Origin of the sequence: Tengunoibacter tsumagoiensis (assembly GCF_003967535.1) — a bacterium.
Classification (GTDB): domain Bacteria; phylum Chloroflexota; class Ktedonobacteria; order Ktedonobacterales; family Ktedonobacteraceae; genus Tengunoibacter; species Tengunoibacter tsumagoiensis.
In genome coordinates, this window is the sequence record NZ_BIFR01000002.1 from 431,265 (window position 1) to 448,234 (window position 16,970).

The window sequence follows — 16,970 nt, forward strand, 5'->3', positions numbered from 1 at the left end:
ACTAGACCATAATCCATTAGAAACTCGCACCGGGAGGGAGAAGGACCCTGAAAATAAGCTCCATACGGGAAAGCATAGCCAGCGAACATAGTACAAGTAAAAGAGCATAGGATCAAGAACCAACAAAAGATATGGTAGACAGGTCTATACATACAGACAACTATCTGTAATTCTATACGTTGACTTTTTGGCAGTCCTCACACAACTCCTTACCAGGAGTATCATAGAGATAAGACCCTCAAGAGCGATTTATCGCAAAAACCCGGAGGGCCCATCATTCATGATGGCCGTATCGAACGGCTTCGTCTCTGTACACACGCAAGAGATAAGACCCATCATTCATGATGGCCGTACCGAACGGCTTCGCTCTGTGCACACACAAGAGATAAGACCCATCATTCATGATGGCCGCACCGAGCGGCTTCACCTATCACTTCTTCAAGAAGCAAACGCAGGCCTTATCTCTGTCCCCCTCCTGCTTACCTGATGAAACAACCACCATACTAGCAGCCGCTGAAAAGGCAATAGATATCCTTCAAATAAATACATTACCCCTTCAGGGATTGGAGCCGTTGCGACCATTCTTCGGTGGCGAAGGCAACCTCTCCACGGCAGATAGTAGCCTGGAGGTGAAGCGACTGGTCAAATATCAAGAGGTCAGCGTCATAGCCAGCCGCCAGGAGCCCTTTGCGCTTATCCACCTGAGCTGTGCGAGCGGGATTATACGTTAACATACCGACGGCCTCAGATAATGAGACATGGGTATACTGCAAGATATTCCGTAGTGCTTGATCCATCGTCAGGACGCTGCCAGCCAGGGTGCCATCGGAGAGAAAGGCCGCTCCATTGATCACACTGGCGGCCTGTCCAGCAAAATCGAACTCCCCCTCTGGATTGCCTGCACAGGATTGGGCATCAGTAATGATCACTGTGCGTTGTGGGCTTAGAACTTTGACCAGGAGATCCATCATCGCGGGATGGACATGGACGCCATCAGCGATCAACTCGCCCATTGTCTCTGCATGTTGGGCCAGCGCTGCCAGGGGACCGGGCTTGCGATGGTGCAAAGGGCGCATCGCGTTAAAGCAATGGGTCATATGTCTGGCCCCTTGCTGAATAGCCTGTTGAGCCTGCTCATAGTCGGCGTCGGTATGGCCAATGCTCACAGTAACGCCAGCTTCAATGAGCCGTTGGAGCATCGCCTGGGCTCCTGGGAGCTCAGGAGCGATAGTAATGAGCTTTAAATAACCCTTCGTCAAAGCCAACACCTGCTCAGTCTCGGACTCATCGGGCGTGCGTAGCCAGATCGGCGGATGAGCGCCTCGCCTTTTCTCATTGATGTAGGGGCCTTCAAGGAAGATCCCTACAGGCTCAGCCTCAAGGTGCGAATGCCGCTGCTCAATAAAGTCGACCGCCGTAGCCAGTTGAGCTTCTGGAAGTGAGGCTGGCGTCCCTACCACGGCCACAAGAAAAGAAGTCACTCCCGTACTGGTAATCCATTGCGCGTAGGATTGTAGCTCCTCGACATGAGTTGTATGCAGGCTAAAGCCACCACCACCATGGGTATGAACTTCAATAAAACCTGGCATGATCACTGCATCTGAGGCATCAATGATCACCCCCTCTGGTTCATCCACTGGTCCCACCGACCGGATGGTTCCTTCCGTTACACAGACCGAGCCCGTTCTCTGATCTCTCTGTGCATCGACAAGATGAGCGCCGTGTAATGTAAACTGCATAAAATGACTTTCTCCTTACCAACTAGTGCCGATAGATAGCCATTACGTTGAGCTGCCACTGTTCCGTTTACGATGAAAAAATCTGGCGTATATCAACACATACCTTATTGAAGGTAAAACTCTGACTTGACTTTTGCGAAAAGATATGGGATGATCTTTTTTATTAACTGGTATATACAATATACCAAGTATACCACCTAAATTACTAGTCCCCTTTTTGAGGAGGTGCAAGATTTCTGAGTGCCAGTCATACAAAAGGCAGGAGAGACTGCGTCTACTAGATAACGGTGCAGCTTTATTTGCTTTGTCGTAGTAGTATAGTCATAACCTTTTTGGCGCCTGCCCAGAGCAATAGGCAATAAGGCTCGAAGCCCTACATAGAAACGCAGTTGAAGACCAAGGAAGAAAGACTGGAAAGAGAAAACTATGAGTACTATTTTTAGAAAAGGGCCCCTGCCACGCTATTATCAATTAAAAGAGATTATGCGTGAAAAGATGAGGATTGGCGAGTGGAAACCAGGGGATCTTATCCCTTCGGAACGTGAGTTAGGTGAAGTCTATGGCATCAGTCGTATGACTGCCCGCCAGGCCATTACCGAACTGGTGAATGAGGGACTCTTCTATCGCGAGCAGGGAAAAGGGACATTTGTTAGCCAGCACAAAATTACGCAGCAGCTTATTCATTTGACTGGTTTTACCGAAGATATCGGGGCCCGTGGTCAGCGTCCAGGCACAAAAGTTCTCTCAGCGAAGATGGTGCCAGCCGACGAGAAGATTGCTCAGATTCTTCGCCTGGAGCCAGGCGAGCTTATCTTCTGTCTCCAACGTCTACGCCTGGCTGATGAGGAGCCTCTGGCGGTCGAGCAGTCGCATCTGCACTTTAAGGGCTGCGAACGCCTGCTAGAAGAAGATCTTGAGAAGAACTCTCTCTACCGCTTGCTAGAGACAAAATATGGGCAACCCTTAATGTTTGCCGAACAGGAACTGGAAGCGGGATTGGTAAGTGAAGAGAATACACTGCTGTTAAATGTGCCATTAGGGAGCCCTGCCCTGTTTACGCGCCGCACAACCTATAGCGAGCGCGATATCCCCATTGAATACGCGCGATCTGTCTATTGTGGCAGCAAATATACCTTCTATACGAGCTTGAAACGCGATCAACTTGTTCCATAATTCGTTGTGTTGCAACGGTTGAAGCGCTTTTGAAAAGAGACCTGCTTCAGTTAATACTGTGGTTGTCTGTAAGCAGGTTTCACGCTAAAGGAGAGAGGCTATGGCAACCGAGCCAGAGACCAGTGTGGCTGTAAGCGAGCTGGTAACCGAACAGGTGAACCCCGCTACAGTCGCCATCGACCAGATGAATGGGCATGAGATTGCCCGTGTGATGAACGACGAAGATGCCCAGGTAGCGCTGGCCATTAAGCAGGAGCTATCACAGATTGGCTTAGCCATCGAAGCTATAGCGGCTCGGATGAGGTCTGGTGGTCGTCTGCTCTATCTGGGAGCGGGGACTTCAGGTCGTCTCGGCGTGCTTGATGCCTCAGAATGTCCTCCAACGTTTAACGTTCCTTCTTCACTGGTCGTTGGGTGTCTGGCAGGAGGCGATGAAGCGATTGCCCATGCAAGTGAGCAGGTGGAAGATAGCTATGAGTCTGGACTGGCTGATTGCCAGAGATTAGCGATTACTGCCCAGGATAGTGTGGTCGCTCTGGCGGCAAGTGGGCGGACTCCGTATGCGCTGGCCGCAGCCGCATACGCGCGAGAGCAGGGAGCACTCAGCATTGGTCTGGCCTGTAATTCACCTTCCCCCCTGGCTGAACTGGTGGAGATTATGATTGCACCGGTGGTCGGGCCAGAAGTCATTACGGGTTCGACGCGACTGAAAGCGGGCACTGCCCAGAAGATGGTGCTTAATATGCTTAGCACAGGCGTCATGGTTCTGCTGGGCAAGACCTATGGCAACCTGATGGTAGATGTGCAGGCCACAAATTATAAACTTCATCAACGCGCTCTCAAGATTGTGCAGCTAGCGACCGGCTTCGATCCACAGCGTTCCGAAGAACTGCTTCAGCAAGCGGATGGAGAGACAAAGACCGCGATCGTCATGGGGAGAGCTCAGGTCTCTGCCCAGATAGCGCGTGAGCAGCTTGCGACCCATAATGCGATTCTTCGCACGACATTGGAAGCGCTAAACGTATGAGTACGACCTTCCCACAAGAACCCCCCGAGGGCCTCTCGCACCAGTATTATCTAGGGATTGATGGCGGTGGAAGCAAGACCCTGGCAGTGATCGTGAATGCCCAGGGTACAGAGGTTGGGCGAGGGTCAGCTGGCGGAGCTAACTATATGGCAATGGGGCTCGAAACGGCCCTCTCACACCTGCGATCTGCGGTTGAAGCCGCTTGCCAACAGGCACAGATTCAGCTTCCTGTTCGTATAGCCTGGTTAGGGTTGGCTGGTATTGATCGTCCTCAGGATCGAGAGCTGCTTTTGCCCCATTTGCAATTTCTGGCTCACCATATTGAGCTGACTAACGATGCGAATCTGGCATTGAGCGCCCTTGACCAGGCGATGGGGGTGGTTTTAATTGCGGGCACAGGTTCGATTGCCGTTGGCCGTAATGCGCAAGGTGTTGAAGCTCGTGCGGGTGGCTGGGGTCATCTGTTAGGCGATGAAGGGAGCGGCTATACATTGGGTCAGCAAGCGCTACAGGCAGCGGTTCGTGCTGCTGATGGACGTGCTCCACAGACCCTGCTCCTCAATGTCATCTTACAGCATTGGAGACTGGCCTGTGCCGATGATCTGCTTCCACAGGTCTATACCAACCAGAATAAAGCCGAGATTGCCCAGCTCTCGACCTGTGTCTTCCAGGCCTGGCAGCAAGGCGATAGTAGCGCCGCACAGATTGTTTGGGAGGGAGCAAAAGAGCTTGCTCTGGCGGTACATACCGTGAGTCGAAAGCTTGGTCTTGAGGCCCAACCGCTCCCACTGGCTTTAGTCGGCGGACTGTTACTGCATCAACCAGAGTATCGTCAGCTCGTATTAAACTTTTTACAAGAGTGGCAGACGCCTGGACAGGTTGTGCTGGTGGCTGAGCCAGCTCTTAGCGCTGCACGAGGTGCTCTCACGCTTTCAACGTTGCTATAGGCTCACGCTTTCAACTTTGTCATAGGAAGGAACTACTCATGTTGGATACGTCAAAAACCACTCAGGCTGCACCCTTAACCGAAGGTATGTCCCTGGAAGAGCTGATAGGCCAGGTACTCATGTTTGGCTTTGAGGGGACGACGGTCCCTGCTCATTTCGCCGAACTGCTCCGCACCAATCATATTGGCAATGTGATCTTCTTTGCTCGCAATGTTCACGATGTCGAGCAGATTCAGGCGTTGACCGCTGAACTCCAGCGCATTGCTCAAGAAGCTGGTCAGCGCTATCCGCTGCTGATTAGTATCGATCAAGAAAATGGTATGGTTCGTCGCTTCGGTGACAGCACCACCACCTTTCCAGGGAATATGGCGCTGGGAGCTATTGGTTCAGAAGAGATGGCGCGCGCGATCGCCACAGCAACGGGACGTGAGCTCAGAGCTCTGGGCATTAACATGAACCTTGCTCCTGTTGTGGATATCAACAATAATCCCTTGAATCCTGTTATCGGAGTCCGCTCGTTTGGCGAAGATCCGCAGATGGTCGGGCGATTGGGTGTGGCAATGCTTGAGGGCTACCGCGATGCAGGTGTCGTAACCTGTCTGAAGCATTTTCCTGGACATGGTGATACCGCAGTAGATTCCCATGAAGCCCTTCCATCTATCCCTTACGAACAGGAGCGCTTAGATGCCATTGAATTGATCCCGTTTAAACAGGGGATCGCAGCAGGAGCGGACAGTATTATGGTCGCTCATCTGGCCCTCCCTGCTCTTATAACTGATAGCTCGCTTCCAGCCAGCCTCTCACCAGAGATTATTCGCAACCTTCTGCGTCAACAACTCGGCTATCAGGGAATGATTATCACCGATTGCCTGGAGATGAATGCAGTCTCGGAGACATTGGGGACTGAATCAGGCGCTCTCCGAGCCCTTCAAGCGGGCGCTGATATCGCATTGGTCTCACATACCTACCAGCGGCAGCTTGGGAGTATTCAAGCGATCAAAGCCGCACTTGAAGCGGGCACGCTCTCACTGGAGACCATACGAGAGGCCGCTGAGCACGTCCTTCAACTGAAGGCTCGCCTCCCGTCCTGGGAAGATCAGACAGCGCCAGCAACTGACGTTATCGGCAGCGCTGCTCATCAACAACTGCGTGATCAAGCTTATGAGCAGGCAATCACTGTCGTGAAAAATGAACAACAGTTAATCCCCTTGCATATAAATGCAGATCAGCGTCTGCTCGTCCTTTTCAGCGAGATGGGGAGTCAGACGCAGGCGGTCGATGCCTTCCAGCCAGAAGAAGCCCTCCTGTCCTGTCTGAAGAAGCACTATCCCCAGCTCACGAGTTATACCGTTTTACGAACTGCAAATGAGCACGAGCAGGCACAATTCCAGCAGCGATTGGCAGAGGCTGATATTATCCTCGTTGTGACCATTAATGCCAGCTTAGATCCCTTTCAGGCAGAGGTCATGCAGCAGGTACTCAGAACAGGAAAAGCCACCATTGGGCTGGCGATCTATAATCCCTATGATCTCCTGGCTTTTCCAGAATTGAAGACATATCTTGTCACCTATGAAGTAACTGAACCCGCTTTGCAAGCTGCTGCCCGTGTCATCAGTGGCGATATTGTGGCGCTGGGGAAGTTACCTGTAAGCCTGGCCCAGTAACTGTTGGAACGGATTGTAGTATGAAAAAGCAAGAGATCGATATTCAAGCGTATAGCTCTCAGCATGATGTGGCAGCCGTTGCAGCACTCTGGCAAGAGCTCCTTGGGCAGACCTGGCCGTTGAACCAGTACCGGCTGGAGCTTGTGCTGGCTGGATCGCAGCCACAGCACTTTGTGGCGCGTTCCGAGAGTGGTCGTGTGCTTGGATTTGTCGCGACCTTTCGACGTCAGCGTGAGGGTGAGACCATAGGGCATATAGGAGCGCTATTGGTTGCTTCAGATCAACAGCGACGGGGACTGGGCAGCCAGCTTCATGCAACCGCTCTCGCATATCTGTACGGTACAGGCGTTACCGCCGTTCAGCTTGGGAGTATTACACCACGTTTCTGGTGTGGCGTGCCGGAGAACCTTCCCACCGCCACCGCCTTTTTTCGCAAGCAAGGTTGGGCGCTTGGGGAAGCCGAACATGGGGACGGGGTAGTCTATGATCTCGTACAGGATCTGAGTACCTATGAGATTCCTCCGCGTATCGTCCAGCGCATGCAGCAGGAACGGATCACATTGGAGACGTGCACAGACGCCAACGTTGCCGATGTGCTGGCCTTTGAAGGGCACCATTTTCCGCATTGGCTTCCCGCCTATCAGGAAGCTGTGGCCATGGGCGATAGACAGGATCTGCTGGCAGCTCGCGATGAACAGGGCCAGGTTATTGGTACACTATTGCTCTACGCTCCCAATTCTCATAGTCATCGTACAGAATTGATCTGGCAGGGACTTCTGGGAGAAGATGCAGGTGCGATGGGCTCAGTTGGAGTAGCCGAGAGCGAGCGTGGAAGAGGGATTGGGATTGCGCTCGTCGCATATGGTAGTGCCATTCAGCGGGCGCGTGGAGTGCGTAACTGCCTGATCGATTGGGTTGAGCTGACCGACTTCTATGCTAAGGATGGCTATACTAGATGGCGTAAATACGCCACAAGCTGGCGTGTACTCCCAAAATAATGCAAGAACAAGCCGCCTTTCGGCATATGCGCGAAGGCGGCCTGTTCGTTCACGAGTCGAGTCGTAGTGATTGTGCGGTCTTTTGCCTATTGGGCCTGTTTGTTAACGAACCGTATTGATTTTGATCGTGCGAGCTTTCGCATGCTCAGCTTTTGGCAGGGTCAGAGTCAGAATGCCATCGGTATAGCGGGCCTCCACACCCTCTGAGTTAATAGGAGCTGGGAGCGTAAACGACTGCTGATATTTACCGGACTGGAAGCCGTTCCAGTGAACGTGAGCGCCCTCAGGGGCTTGCCACTTTGTCTCCCATTTCAGGCTCACAACCTCTTGCTGAACCGTAATCTCCACATCTTCAGCCTTGACGCCAGGCATAGGAATCTGAAGCGTAAAACCTTCGCTGGTCTCATATAGATTTGCGCCAGTTGCGCGAGTGCCACCACGAGGAGCAATGACGCTCTCCTCAAAAAGACGATCCATCGCATCACGCAGAGAGACAACCTCAGAGAAGGGATTGTACCGAGTCACATTTGTCATTGCTATTCTCCTTTATGCATAGAGTGTTTATCTACTATTTGATAAGAAGGAAGCTGTTCTGTCTTCACTTCTCGTCGTTCATTTTTCTTTCTGTGGATACTATACATCGGGATCTGTTAGAGCAACGTAAGCGAACTGTTAGAGGAATATTAGAAAGTTTGATACTGATGCTATCAAGGTGATCTGTTGAAGATGTGAATAGCTTATCTGGCCGCTTTGCTGACTCCAGCTCTTCTGCTCTATCATATATTAAGAAGGCCGAAAGAGCTGGAGTGCATGCGCCTGATTAATTGAAAACAGGGGTATCTGAAGTTGACAAAAAGAGCAAATCATGCTATACTTTACTTGGTATCACTACAGGAGGTATCATCAGTTGAAAGCGCAAAGCTTGTCATTCCCCATTCGGTTGCCCGAAGCCATACAGGCTGAGGCGTTGCGTTTGCTTGATGCTTCCCATGGTGCAATCAATGCCATTGTATGCGAGTTGTGGCCTCAACTTGATCTGTTTGCAGCTGATCGGCGAGGACCCGCCTGGAAGCAGGTCGAGAAACATCTTATTACTCGTAATGGGCATGGCAGCCGCCAGCAACGCAATGAATGGGAGAGCGCTGGCAGAATTCTCCGGGCCCAGGCCACTCGCAAGCAGATCTTTGAAACGGTGGTGCCTCTGCTCACCGATGCCTTGATCCGTCCCGCTGATGAGAAACGGCCTGCTCGCAAAGACCACCGCGCCATCAGTGATCAGGTTCGTGCTTTACGCACCCAACTCCGTGACGAGGGTGAGGATGTTGATGCCTTTATGGCGATGACCAATGTTTTGGAGCAGGCGTGCAACGTCTTTTTGCGAACCGGCACGTTCCCCCAAACCTATTCAGAGCTTCAACCCGTTCCCGTTCACTCCGCCGGACAGATCACCTTTGCGGGTGATGATGGTATGCTCAAAGGGCAAACGTATCGTGCCCGCATCGAACACCGTCTCTTTTGCGATCTTGCCAGCCATGAAGAGTGCACGAACGCGAGCCTGTGGCTACGCTTGAAAGCTCCCGATGAGCAGCACAAGTGGGCGTGGGGAGCATGGAGCGTCGAGATCCCCTTGCCAGAGGTGGTCTGCGGGTATCTTGATCAAGGAGCTACGACACAGGCACCGACCTTGCGCGAGGTGCGAGGCGATGACGGGCAACGTCTAGTCGTGCTCGATCTGATCCTCGAAGTTCCCGCAAAATACGTCTCCGATCTGGTACAGGAAAAACGAATTCTAGGTTTTGATTGGGGGGTGCGCTCGCTCATCACCGTCTCCATCCTCGAAAAGCCTGATGTCGATGGCGAGCCTCCCAGGCAGATGAGCCGTCCTGTGTTTCTTGATACTGGAGCCCTCGATGGCAAACAGGCGAGACTGCGCCGGGAAATCGATAGGCTCAAATCCTGTAAACAACGCTACGATACACTCATTGAACAGGCTCAGCAGGCGTCTAAGAAGCAGCGCATACCACTCCCCCCACACTTTGCAGAGTGGCAAACACGTACAGAGGGATACGAGAAGCGCATTGGGCAGTGTTGGGACATGTATGCCCGTCGGAACCAGGAAGTGGCCCACCTGGCGGCAAATCTGCTGATCCTGCTGGCGCTCCTCTTTGATTGCCGCATTATCTGTGGCGAGAACCTGACCACCCTCAAAACGATTGGACGGGGCAGAGGCGTGCGTGGGCGATTCCGCAACTGGCGGAACAACACGACGGTGCGGGGAGAATTGTGGCGCGTACTGAAATACAAGTGCTACCTTGCTGGGATACGGACGCGCACGGTGGAACCTCGCGGCACAACGCACACGTGCCCACGGTGTCACGAGCCCGCTCGAACGTTTGCCTCGCCAGCGTCAGCAGATCGGCGCAAGGCCATCGACTGGGGAGCGTGGCTGTGCTGTGAAAACCCGGCATGTGGCTGGAACGGGGCACGCGACTATGCAGCGAGCCTCAACATTGCCGCATTAGGCATCGCTTTTCTTCGGACCTATTGCGAAACCGGAACCTATCGAGGGTTTCGCATGACCTCTCAGGAGGTTAAGCCTTGCTCATACATTGGGCAAGGTGCGACACAACTGTTGCTGTCGCAGGGTTTCACTACCCGCCCTATCAAGGGAAAACACGTTTACTATGCTGGTTGGTCCTATTCCATTCGTCTTTGCACTTCTCATCCCGCAACAACGCTTGCCATTCTTTCAACCTCTCAACTCAGGAAGAATGTGCTCAGAAGTGCGTAATGTTCGCATAGTATCGTGTTTTGGCAACGGTCCAATTGCCTGTAAACAATTCTTTTCAGATGAGAACCTCGGGATTGACAATATTGGGCGGACGTTCTCCCTGTGTGTGAGCAATAATATTGTCACAGGCCATCAGTGCCATCCGTGTGCGTGTTTCTTGAGTTGCACTTCCAACATGGGGAAGAAGCACAACATTCTCCATTGCCAGTAAGTCAGGCTCAACAGCAGGCTCATGCTCAAAAACATCGAGCCCCGCGCCAGCAATCACCCCTTGCTTGAGGGCCTTCACCAGTGCTTTTTCATCGACCAGAGGACCACGTGCCGTATTAATCAAGATGCCCGTTGGTTTCATAAGGGCCAACTGCTGTTCTCCAATCAGATGATGGCTGGTAGCTGAATATGGGAGATGAAGACTTACAAAATCTGCCTGCTGCAAGAGCTCTTGAAATGGAGTATATGTCAGATGATAGAGCTGTTCTTGTTCTTGCGCCAGGCGCTGGCGATTGTAGTACAGGATCTTCATATCAAATCCACTGGCTCGTCGGGCCATGGTCAGTCCAATGCGACCAGCGCCAATAATGCCCAGCGTTGCATGATGGACATCCGCGCCACAGAGAAGTTGAGGGCGAATCCCCACAAAGCGGCCAGCTCGTAAAAAGCGTTCAGCCTCTCCCATCCGGCGAGCTGTGGCCAGGAGAAGGCCAAAGGCGAGATCAGCAGTCGTATCAGAGAGCACTCCAGGCGTATTGGTTATGATGATACCCAGGCGAGTAGCAGCAGCCACATCAATATTGTTATAACCAACGGCCATATTGGCAACCAATTGGAGCGCTGGTTGTTGTGCAATACAGGCCTTTAAGAAGGCTTCATCAATGCTATCAACAGGTGTGCTCAGAAGATAGGTATGGGAGGGTCCACGCCGTAGTAATTCGGCGTGAGACCAGATGCTCTCCTCAGCAGTTGCACTCTCAACAATGCCAACCTGTTCCAGTCTGGGATAGGCAACATCGGCTATGCGTTGTGTTACGAGAATGGTTGGTCGTACAGTCATCACATTTTCCTTATTAAAACGTTTCGTGAAGATATGGCAGCAAGGGAGGGAACATCTGCCGTAGCGTCTCCTGAGCATTCGAATCTGGAGAGCCCCACTCGCGTAGAGCAAAGCTTGCAGGATCATGCGTGCCAAAGAGAAGAGCTGAAAGTCCTTGAATACTCAACTCAAAATCGGCTCGCTCAGATCTGGTCACCTTGAGAACTCCCTCTGCATTCTCAAAGCGAAAGTTCCCCTCATTCCAGGGACAATACAGGTCACGGATCTGGGCCGAAAAAGCTCCGGGTCCAATGGGGATACCATCAAGCCCCAACACATTGACCACACGAGCCAGCGGAGCATCCTTCGAGCTCAGTTGAACGTTGAGATCAGGATACCATGTCTCGGGAAGTTCACCAGGATGCAATCTCATCTCAATCGTTTTAGCCTGATCCACGTGACGCGCCAGCCATTCCAGCAAGAGATACTTGGTAGATTGATTGTCATAGTAAAAGACCATCACATTCATCACACCAGTGATTGGATCGAGCTTATAACGCATGAGCCCGCATGGTTCCTCATTGAGATAGGCGGTTGCCAGCCAGAACTCATTTTTTTTCAAAAGTTCGACTCTGCCCACATTACTGAAAACGCCCATTCCATGTGTTGTAAGCTGGCGTTTTCGCATATAATCTTGATAGATAGTAAAACCTTCGGAGATGGTTGAGAGCCGCACCTGCCCTTCAAGCTTCTGTTTGAGCAGAGGAAGAAGGGCTTGTGGAGAGAAGGTCGCGATATGACGCAGTGGAAAAGTCACATAGCCGAGCCGAACATAGAACGATTCGCGAAAGGCATACAGCGTTGTAATAGGTATCCCCTCTTCATACATCACCCGAAACAGTTCAGTAATCACCTGTCGTGCGTAGCCTTTGCGCCTGGCTTCGGGATGAGAAGCGACTCCCCAGACAGCAGCCGTTGTGGGATAGATCCGACCGCGAATATTCTGACTCATTGGTGAATACGAGGCAGTAGCCTGTGGTTGCTCATTTTCAAACAGGACATAGGTTGTTGCCTCCTGTAGCATCTCACGGGTAGGAATAACCAGATCATCCTGCTTAGCGGGAAGAGGAGTCGGCCAGAAAGCATAGCTGAGTTGTTGATGGAGAATTGTATCCTGCTCATCATCCTGAACGCGGCGAATCTGCGACATAGAATGCCTCCTTTAAGAGAAGACTAAAAGAATACATTTGATCGAATAACGTCATAAATAGTAAGCATCGAATGCATATGTTCGAGTAAATTGTACACTATATTCTCGATCTAGCGTTATTTCGACAGCGTATTGGAACATGATTTAAGTCTGGACATGGTCTGGTCGCAGCTAGACCAGGATCAAAAAAATGCTCTTTCCGAAGATGGCTTTGTAGACAGTAGGCGAAGAGTAATCCTTAGAAACAAAGATGGGTTGAGAAAGAGAAGGGATTCGTCATGGATGACGCCGACATTGTGTCAAATTTAGAAGAACCTGAAAAAATATTCCAGTCAGATGATATTGTCAAGATCTGCCAGACACTGGTACACCTTGCTTTGCATGATTCTGATTGGAAAAAGGTTGAAGGCTATTGTTTAGAATTATTGGAACATCCAGATGCAGGAGTAAGGATGGTGGCAGCCACTTGCATTGGCCACCTAGCACGCATCCACCAGCAGCTCGACCTGGATCTTGTCTTGCCCGCTCTCTATCGTCATCAATCTGATACCGGAAAATATGTCGCAGGGAATGTTAATAATGCTCTTGACGATATTGAGATTTTTATGAAGGTACCAGTGAAACATGATCCTTCAATGGTACGTAATAGACCTCCAGAAGAAGATAGTGAAGAAGAGGAGGAGGACGAAGAAAGACGCCTTCTTACTCCCGAGGAAGTTGAACAAGCTTTTCGGTCAGGAGAAGCTTTAAAGATCGAACGGACGCTCATGAATCTGGCTTTCCTGGATCCTGACTGGAGAAGAACTGAAGGCTATTGTTTACAATTCTTAGAGCATTCGGATAGTAGCGTACGGGGAGTTGCCGCCCAGTGTATTAGCCAAATTATTTATAATCAACATCATATAGATGTGGAGCCTGCTCGAAGGGCTCTTTTAAGTCACCAGACCGATGCAAGTAAATATGTTGTGCGTATGGTTAGAAACGCCTTGATTGCTATTGACCATTTCGAGGAAAAATCTAAAGAGACCTCTTCCACAGAAGAAAGCCAGATGAAGCATCCAATAGATCAAAATGAAGCTGGAATGAAAGAGACAGGCATGAACGAGATTGATATAACCCCTAAAAATGGGCAGTTAGCCTTGAATAATTCGGTTAGCATCCAGGGCAATAAGGAACATCGGATTGGAATAGATCCTGAAGTGGGCGAGCTGGTAGAGTTTGAGAAAGGAGAAGGTGGCAAGTTTCAAGGGCGGGTGCGCACCTGGTTACAATTAACAGAACCAATGAGGACTGCCCTCATAGATTCAGGCATTATTACCGAGCAAGGAGATATTATCCAGCGAGATAAACGAGGCAATATCACAGGGTATGGAAAAAATGTGATCTCATCTTTATGATCACCAGATCATCTCTCTGCACATGGTACTGAGCACCAGCATCGCTAGAGACAGCGCCAACTTTTCCATTGCGTCCACTCAGAAGCGGGATATCATAGCTTCTAATATCGAGCTTCTGAGTCCCCGCGCCATATTTTGATCACTATCAGCAAATTTTTTCACCCTGTCCTTGTGGGTGAAATGAGATAAGGGGTAGGAAGAAAAAAAGCGTATCATTCGTTGACTTGGTAAGAATAAAAAACAGTCATAATAAAATATGCTATAATTTGTTCGCCTTTGAGTGACAAAGTGAGCGTATAAATTGTGTTTTTTTTGAGGATTTTGAGCAAATGAAATATTATAAAAAAATTACTGGTGATCGTGTATATCTCTCACCTATAAATACCGATGACGCAGAGAAATACATAAAATGGCTGAACGATAAGGCAGTAGCCAAAACATACGCTCAGTATTCATCGGTAGTATCATCGAAAAATGATTTGAAATGGCTTTTTGAGCCTGCAAATGGGGTACATCGTTATGCTATAGTGCTCCTTGACGGTGATGTATTGATTGGTAGCATCAGCCTACATGACATCAACCACCTAAACCGTAATGCTTTCATTGGTATTTTTATAGGTGAGGAGGAGCAAGGCAAAGGTTATGGTACTGAAGCGATTCGGTTAATACTTGGCTATGGATTCAATACAATGAATCTTCACAACATCATGCTTTCCGTCCATTCTGACAATTATGCGGGTATCGCTTCTTTCAAAAAGGCGGGTTTACGGGAAACAGGACGACGGCGCGAGTGGGTATTCAAAGATGGAAAGTACATAGATGTGATTTACATGGATATATTGGAACGCGAGTTTGAAGAATAATGTGTGCCTGGATAATAAACACACAGTACAAGTATTATCTCCATTCACATTTTATTCCAAAGGTGAGCATTGGCTCTATCAAGCTCATCGTTTCCCTAAAGGATGCAGGACCAATTTTTTCTCCTACACAACTGCTACTGCAAATAGCACCTCCTGTCTTGGATAAAACATCAACAAAATCTTATTAGAGAACTTCTATTATTTTACCAAATATATACTTTATATAGATTTGCGAGAAGCAAGTTTATGAAAAATTTGTGTAAAGGTCGTGATGTACATGAATCGGATCAAAGTTCTTGTGAGAAGCCTGAGCATTGGTTTCGTTCTTACCTTGTTTGCACTCATTGTGAGTGTGCAGCCAGTATTCGCCGATGGTCCCCTTGTGACCGGAGCTATTATTGCTGGCCTTCTGACTGAAGTTGCACCTGTGGCTGAGGCCTTCACTGGAAGTCCAGGCTCTACTGCAACCTACACTATTCCCATCACCGTGAGCGATCTGACTGGTGGCAGTAGTGGGTGGAAATTAAGTATTACCTCAACAACTTTTGCTACTGCGGTTGGTGGGAATACCTTACCTACAACTGCATCAACTATTACAGGCGTGACTGCAACCTGTACAGTTCTGGGGTCGTGCTCCCTTAATACCCCTACAAACACTGTATCAACTTTGCCAGCCGTTCCCGCTGGTACAACACCACCTACACCTGTAGTGTTCTTTGACACAACCACTGCTCGAGGTATCTTTACGGTCACTCCGACTATTGCTGTTGCTATTCCATCAACGGCAAATCTGGGCACGTATCTGAGTACAGTGACGTTATCGATTGCTACTGGACCGTAGTTTTGCCTCTCTACAGACAGAAGAAAAAGGCGAGAAACTACCTTCTTCTGTCTGTACATAGGTTGTTTACATAGTTGATTAGCACGTATGGAAGCGTTCGATAGATGTATTGTCGTGAGGGGAGGATAGAGGTGTACGAGCAGATCTACTGTCATTCTTTCTATCGGCGGTTGATAGTCGCCTTTACATTAAATATTATGCTGGTGATAGGGACTTGTTCCTTCATGTTCAATCAGACCCTGGCTTCTGGTGGCACTGCTACCATTGCCCTCAAGCCACTTCTGCCTCATTCTTCTTCGGTTCACACCTATTTTGTTTTTGATAGCCAGCCTGGCAAGCAGATACAAGGGCGCGTTCTCGTTGTGAATGCAGGAACCGCAATCGGTCTCGTTACCCTTTATACTGTGGATGGGATGACTGGTGAGGATAGCGGGGTTGTGTATCCCGATCGATCTGTCACCAGACAGGATGTGGGAAGTTGGCTGCATCTCACTACAACCAGATTGACGTTGAAGCCATCGCAGTCGCAGATCGTAGATTTTACGGTGGATATTCCAGCGAATGTGCGCCCTGGCAATCACGTTGGAGGCATTGTGGCTGCACTCGATTCTCCGACGGGTACTACGACTACCCAGACCAGTGCACAGAATGCACCATTTGGTGTGCAATTAAGGCATCTTACCATCGTGGCTGTACAGGTTAACCTCCCAGGTGTGCTACAAGAGGATCTTCAGGCAACCGATGTTCACGAGGGCGGTGCCAATGGATTTCAGACGGTTGTGATTGGTTTGCACAATATGGGAAATGTGATGCTGAAACCCCAGGGGACACTGGTGATTCGCAATGATCAGGGGCAGCCATTGCAGAATGTACCAGTAAAGATGGGGACATTTTTACCCCAGACTGCCATTAACTACCCGTTTCAGATTCAGAAGCAAGCATTAGGAGCTGGAACCTATCAGGCAGATCTAACCCTCCAGTATGGAGAGAACCATACGTTAAAATTCACAAAAGATTTTACTATTACTAAAGATGAGGTACGTAAGACCTTTTCGCCGCAAAACACTCCGTTACAGCCTCCTACAGAGAGTGGGTTTTCGATGCAACCGTTCTGGTTGGTTGGGGGGATAAGCATCAGCATACTTTTTGCTGGTGTGCTTGCGGTGGCCTTCTATCTGGGGCGTCGGAGCTCAAAACGAAGATCTTGAGTATGTGGCAGTAAAAAAAACTGATCAAAGCTTTTCTTGCCAGCTGTGATAGCATAGGTAGTAAGGTAGTATAAAGGCTCAG

The 16,970-nt window shown here is 49.9% G+C and carries 14 protein-coding genes; 10 read left to right on the forward strand and 4 right to left on the reverse strand.

The genetic code is table 11. The features are described 5' to 3' along the window. Positions 1-548 precede the first annotated feature (548 nt). On the reverse strand, positions 549-1,739 hold the full coding sequence (gene nagA / locus EL628_RS22535; protein WP_126582266.1) for an N-acetylglucosamine-6-phosphate deacetylase: 1,191 nt from the start codon (positions 1,737-1,739) through the stop codon (positions 549-551). Positions 1,740-2,165: 426 nt separating this feature from the next. On the opposite strand from nagA, the gene EL628_RS22540 reads away from it, so the two are divergent. The 5 genes from EL628_RS22540 (at position 2,166) to EL628_RS22560 (ending at position 7,548) form a co-directional block, all read left to right on the forward strand. After that, the gene (locus EL628_RS22540; RefSeq protein ID WP_126582267.1) at positions 2,166-2,912 is read left to right on the forward strand and encodes a GntR family transcriptional regulator; all 747 of its coding nucleotides are present in this window, start codon (positions 2,166-2,168) and stop codon (positions 2,910-2,912) included. A 100-nt stretch (positions 2,913-3,012) separates the two neighbouring features. Further along, positions 3,013-3,939 carry an N-acetylmuramic acid 6-phosphate etherase gene (gene murQ, locus EL628_RS22545; protein ID WP_126582268.1) on the forward strand — a complete coding sequence of 309 codons (927 nt, stop codon included), beginning with the start codon at positions 3,013-3,015 and terminating at the stop codon, positions 3,937-3,939. Then, positions 3,936-4,886 (forward strand): N-acetylglucosamine kinase, encoded by a 951-nt coding sequence (locus tag EL628_RS22550; RefSeq protein WP_126582269.1) that lies wholly within the window; start codon positions 3,936-3,938, stop codon positions 4,884-4,886. The genes murQ and EL628_RS22550 overlap by 4 nt, the downstream gene beginning before the upstream one ends. Positions 4,887-4,924: 38 nt before the next feature. Then, complete coding sequence (nagZ, locus tag EL628_RS22555) at positions 4,925-6,550, forward strand: beta-N-acetylhexosaminidase (protein ID WP_126582270.1); 1,626 nt, start codon at positions 4,925-4,927, stop codon at positions 6,548-6,550. A 20-nt stretch (positions 6,551-6,570) separates the two neighbouring features. Continuing rightward, entirely contained in the window at positions 6,571-7,548 is a 978-nt protein-coding gene (locus EL628_RS22560; RefSeq protein ID WP_126582271.1) for a GNAT family N-acetyltransferase, read from the forward strand. 102 nt (positions 7,549-7,650) lie between these two features. Here EL628_RS22560 and EL628_RS22565 read toward each other — a convergent pair whose 3' ends face one another. After that, a complete protein-coding gene (locus EL628_RS22565) occupies positions 7,651-8,082 on the reverse strand; it encodes an Hsp20/alpha crystallin family protein (RefSeq protein WP_126582272.1) in 432 nt (143 codons plus the stop codon). Between the two features lie 373 nt (positions 8,083-8,455). On the opposite strand from EL628_RS22565, the gene EL628_RS22570 reads away from it, so the two are divergent. Beyond that, positions 8,456-10,339, forward strand: a complete 1,884-nt coding sequence (locus tag EL628_RS22570) for a zinc ribbon domain-containing protein (protein ID WP_245994377.1) — start codon at positions 8,456-8,458, stop codon at positions 10,337-10,339. A gap of 55 nt (positions 10,340-10,394) precedes the next feature. Here the strand turns inward: EL628_RS22570 and EL628_RS22575 are convergent, their stop codons facing one another. Next, a complete protein-coding gene (locus tag EL628_RS22575; protein WP_126582274.1) occupies positions 10,395-11,390 on the reverse strand; it encodes a 2-hydroxyacid dehydrogenase in 996 nt (331 codons plus the stop codon). A gap of 13 nt (positions 11,391-11,403) precedes the next feature. Next, a complete protein-coding gene (locus tag EL628_RS22580) occupies positions 11,404-12,579 on the reverse strand; it encodes a GNAT family N-acetyltransferase (protein ID WP_126582275.1) in 1,176 nt (391 codons plus the stop codon). Positions 12,580-12,857: 278 nt separating this feature from the next. On the opposite strand from EL628_RS22580, the gene EL628_RS22585 reads away from it, so the two are divergent. The 4 genes from EL628_RS22585 (at position 12,858) to EL628_RS22600 (ending at position 16,888) form a co-directional block, all read left to right on the forward strand. Continuing rightward, entirely contained in the window at positions 12,858-13,976 is a 1,119-nt protein-coding gene (locus tag EL628_RS22585) for a hypothetical protein (protein ID WP_126582276.1), read from the forward strand. A gap of 329 nt (positions 13,977-14,305) precedes the next feature. Next, positions 14,306-14,839: a GNAT family N-acetyltransferase gene (locus tag EL628_RS22590; protein WP_126582277.1), complete on the forward strand. Its 534-nt coding sequence runs from the start codon at positions 14,306-14,308 to the stop codon at positions 14,837-14,839. Positions 14,840-15,116: 277 nt separating this feature from the next. Further along, the gene (locus tag EL628_RS22595) at positions 15,117-15,680 is read left to right on the forward strand and encodes a hypothetical protein (RefSeq protein ID WP_126582278.1); all 564 of its coding nucleotides are present in this window, start codon (positions 15,117-15,119) and stop codon (positions 15,678-15,680) included. 224 nt (positions 15,681-15,904) lie between these two features. Further along, positions 15,905-16,888 (forward strand): WxL protein host-binding domain-containing protein, encoded by a 984-nt coding sequence (locus EL628_RS22600; RefSeq protein ID WP_161975681.1) that lies wholly within the window; start codon positions 15,905-15,907, stop codon positions 16,886-16,888. The last annotated feature ends 82 nt before the right edge of the window (positions 16,889-16,970 follow it).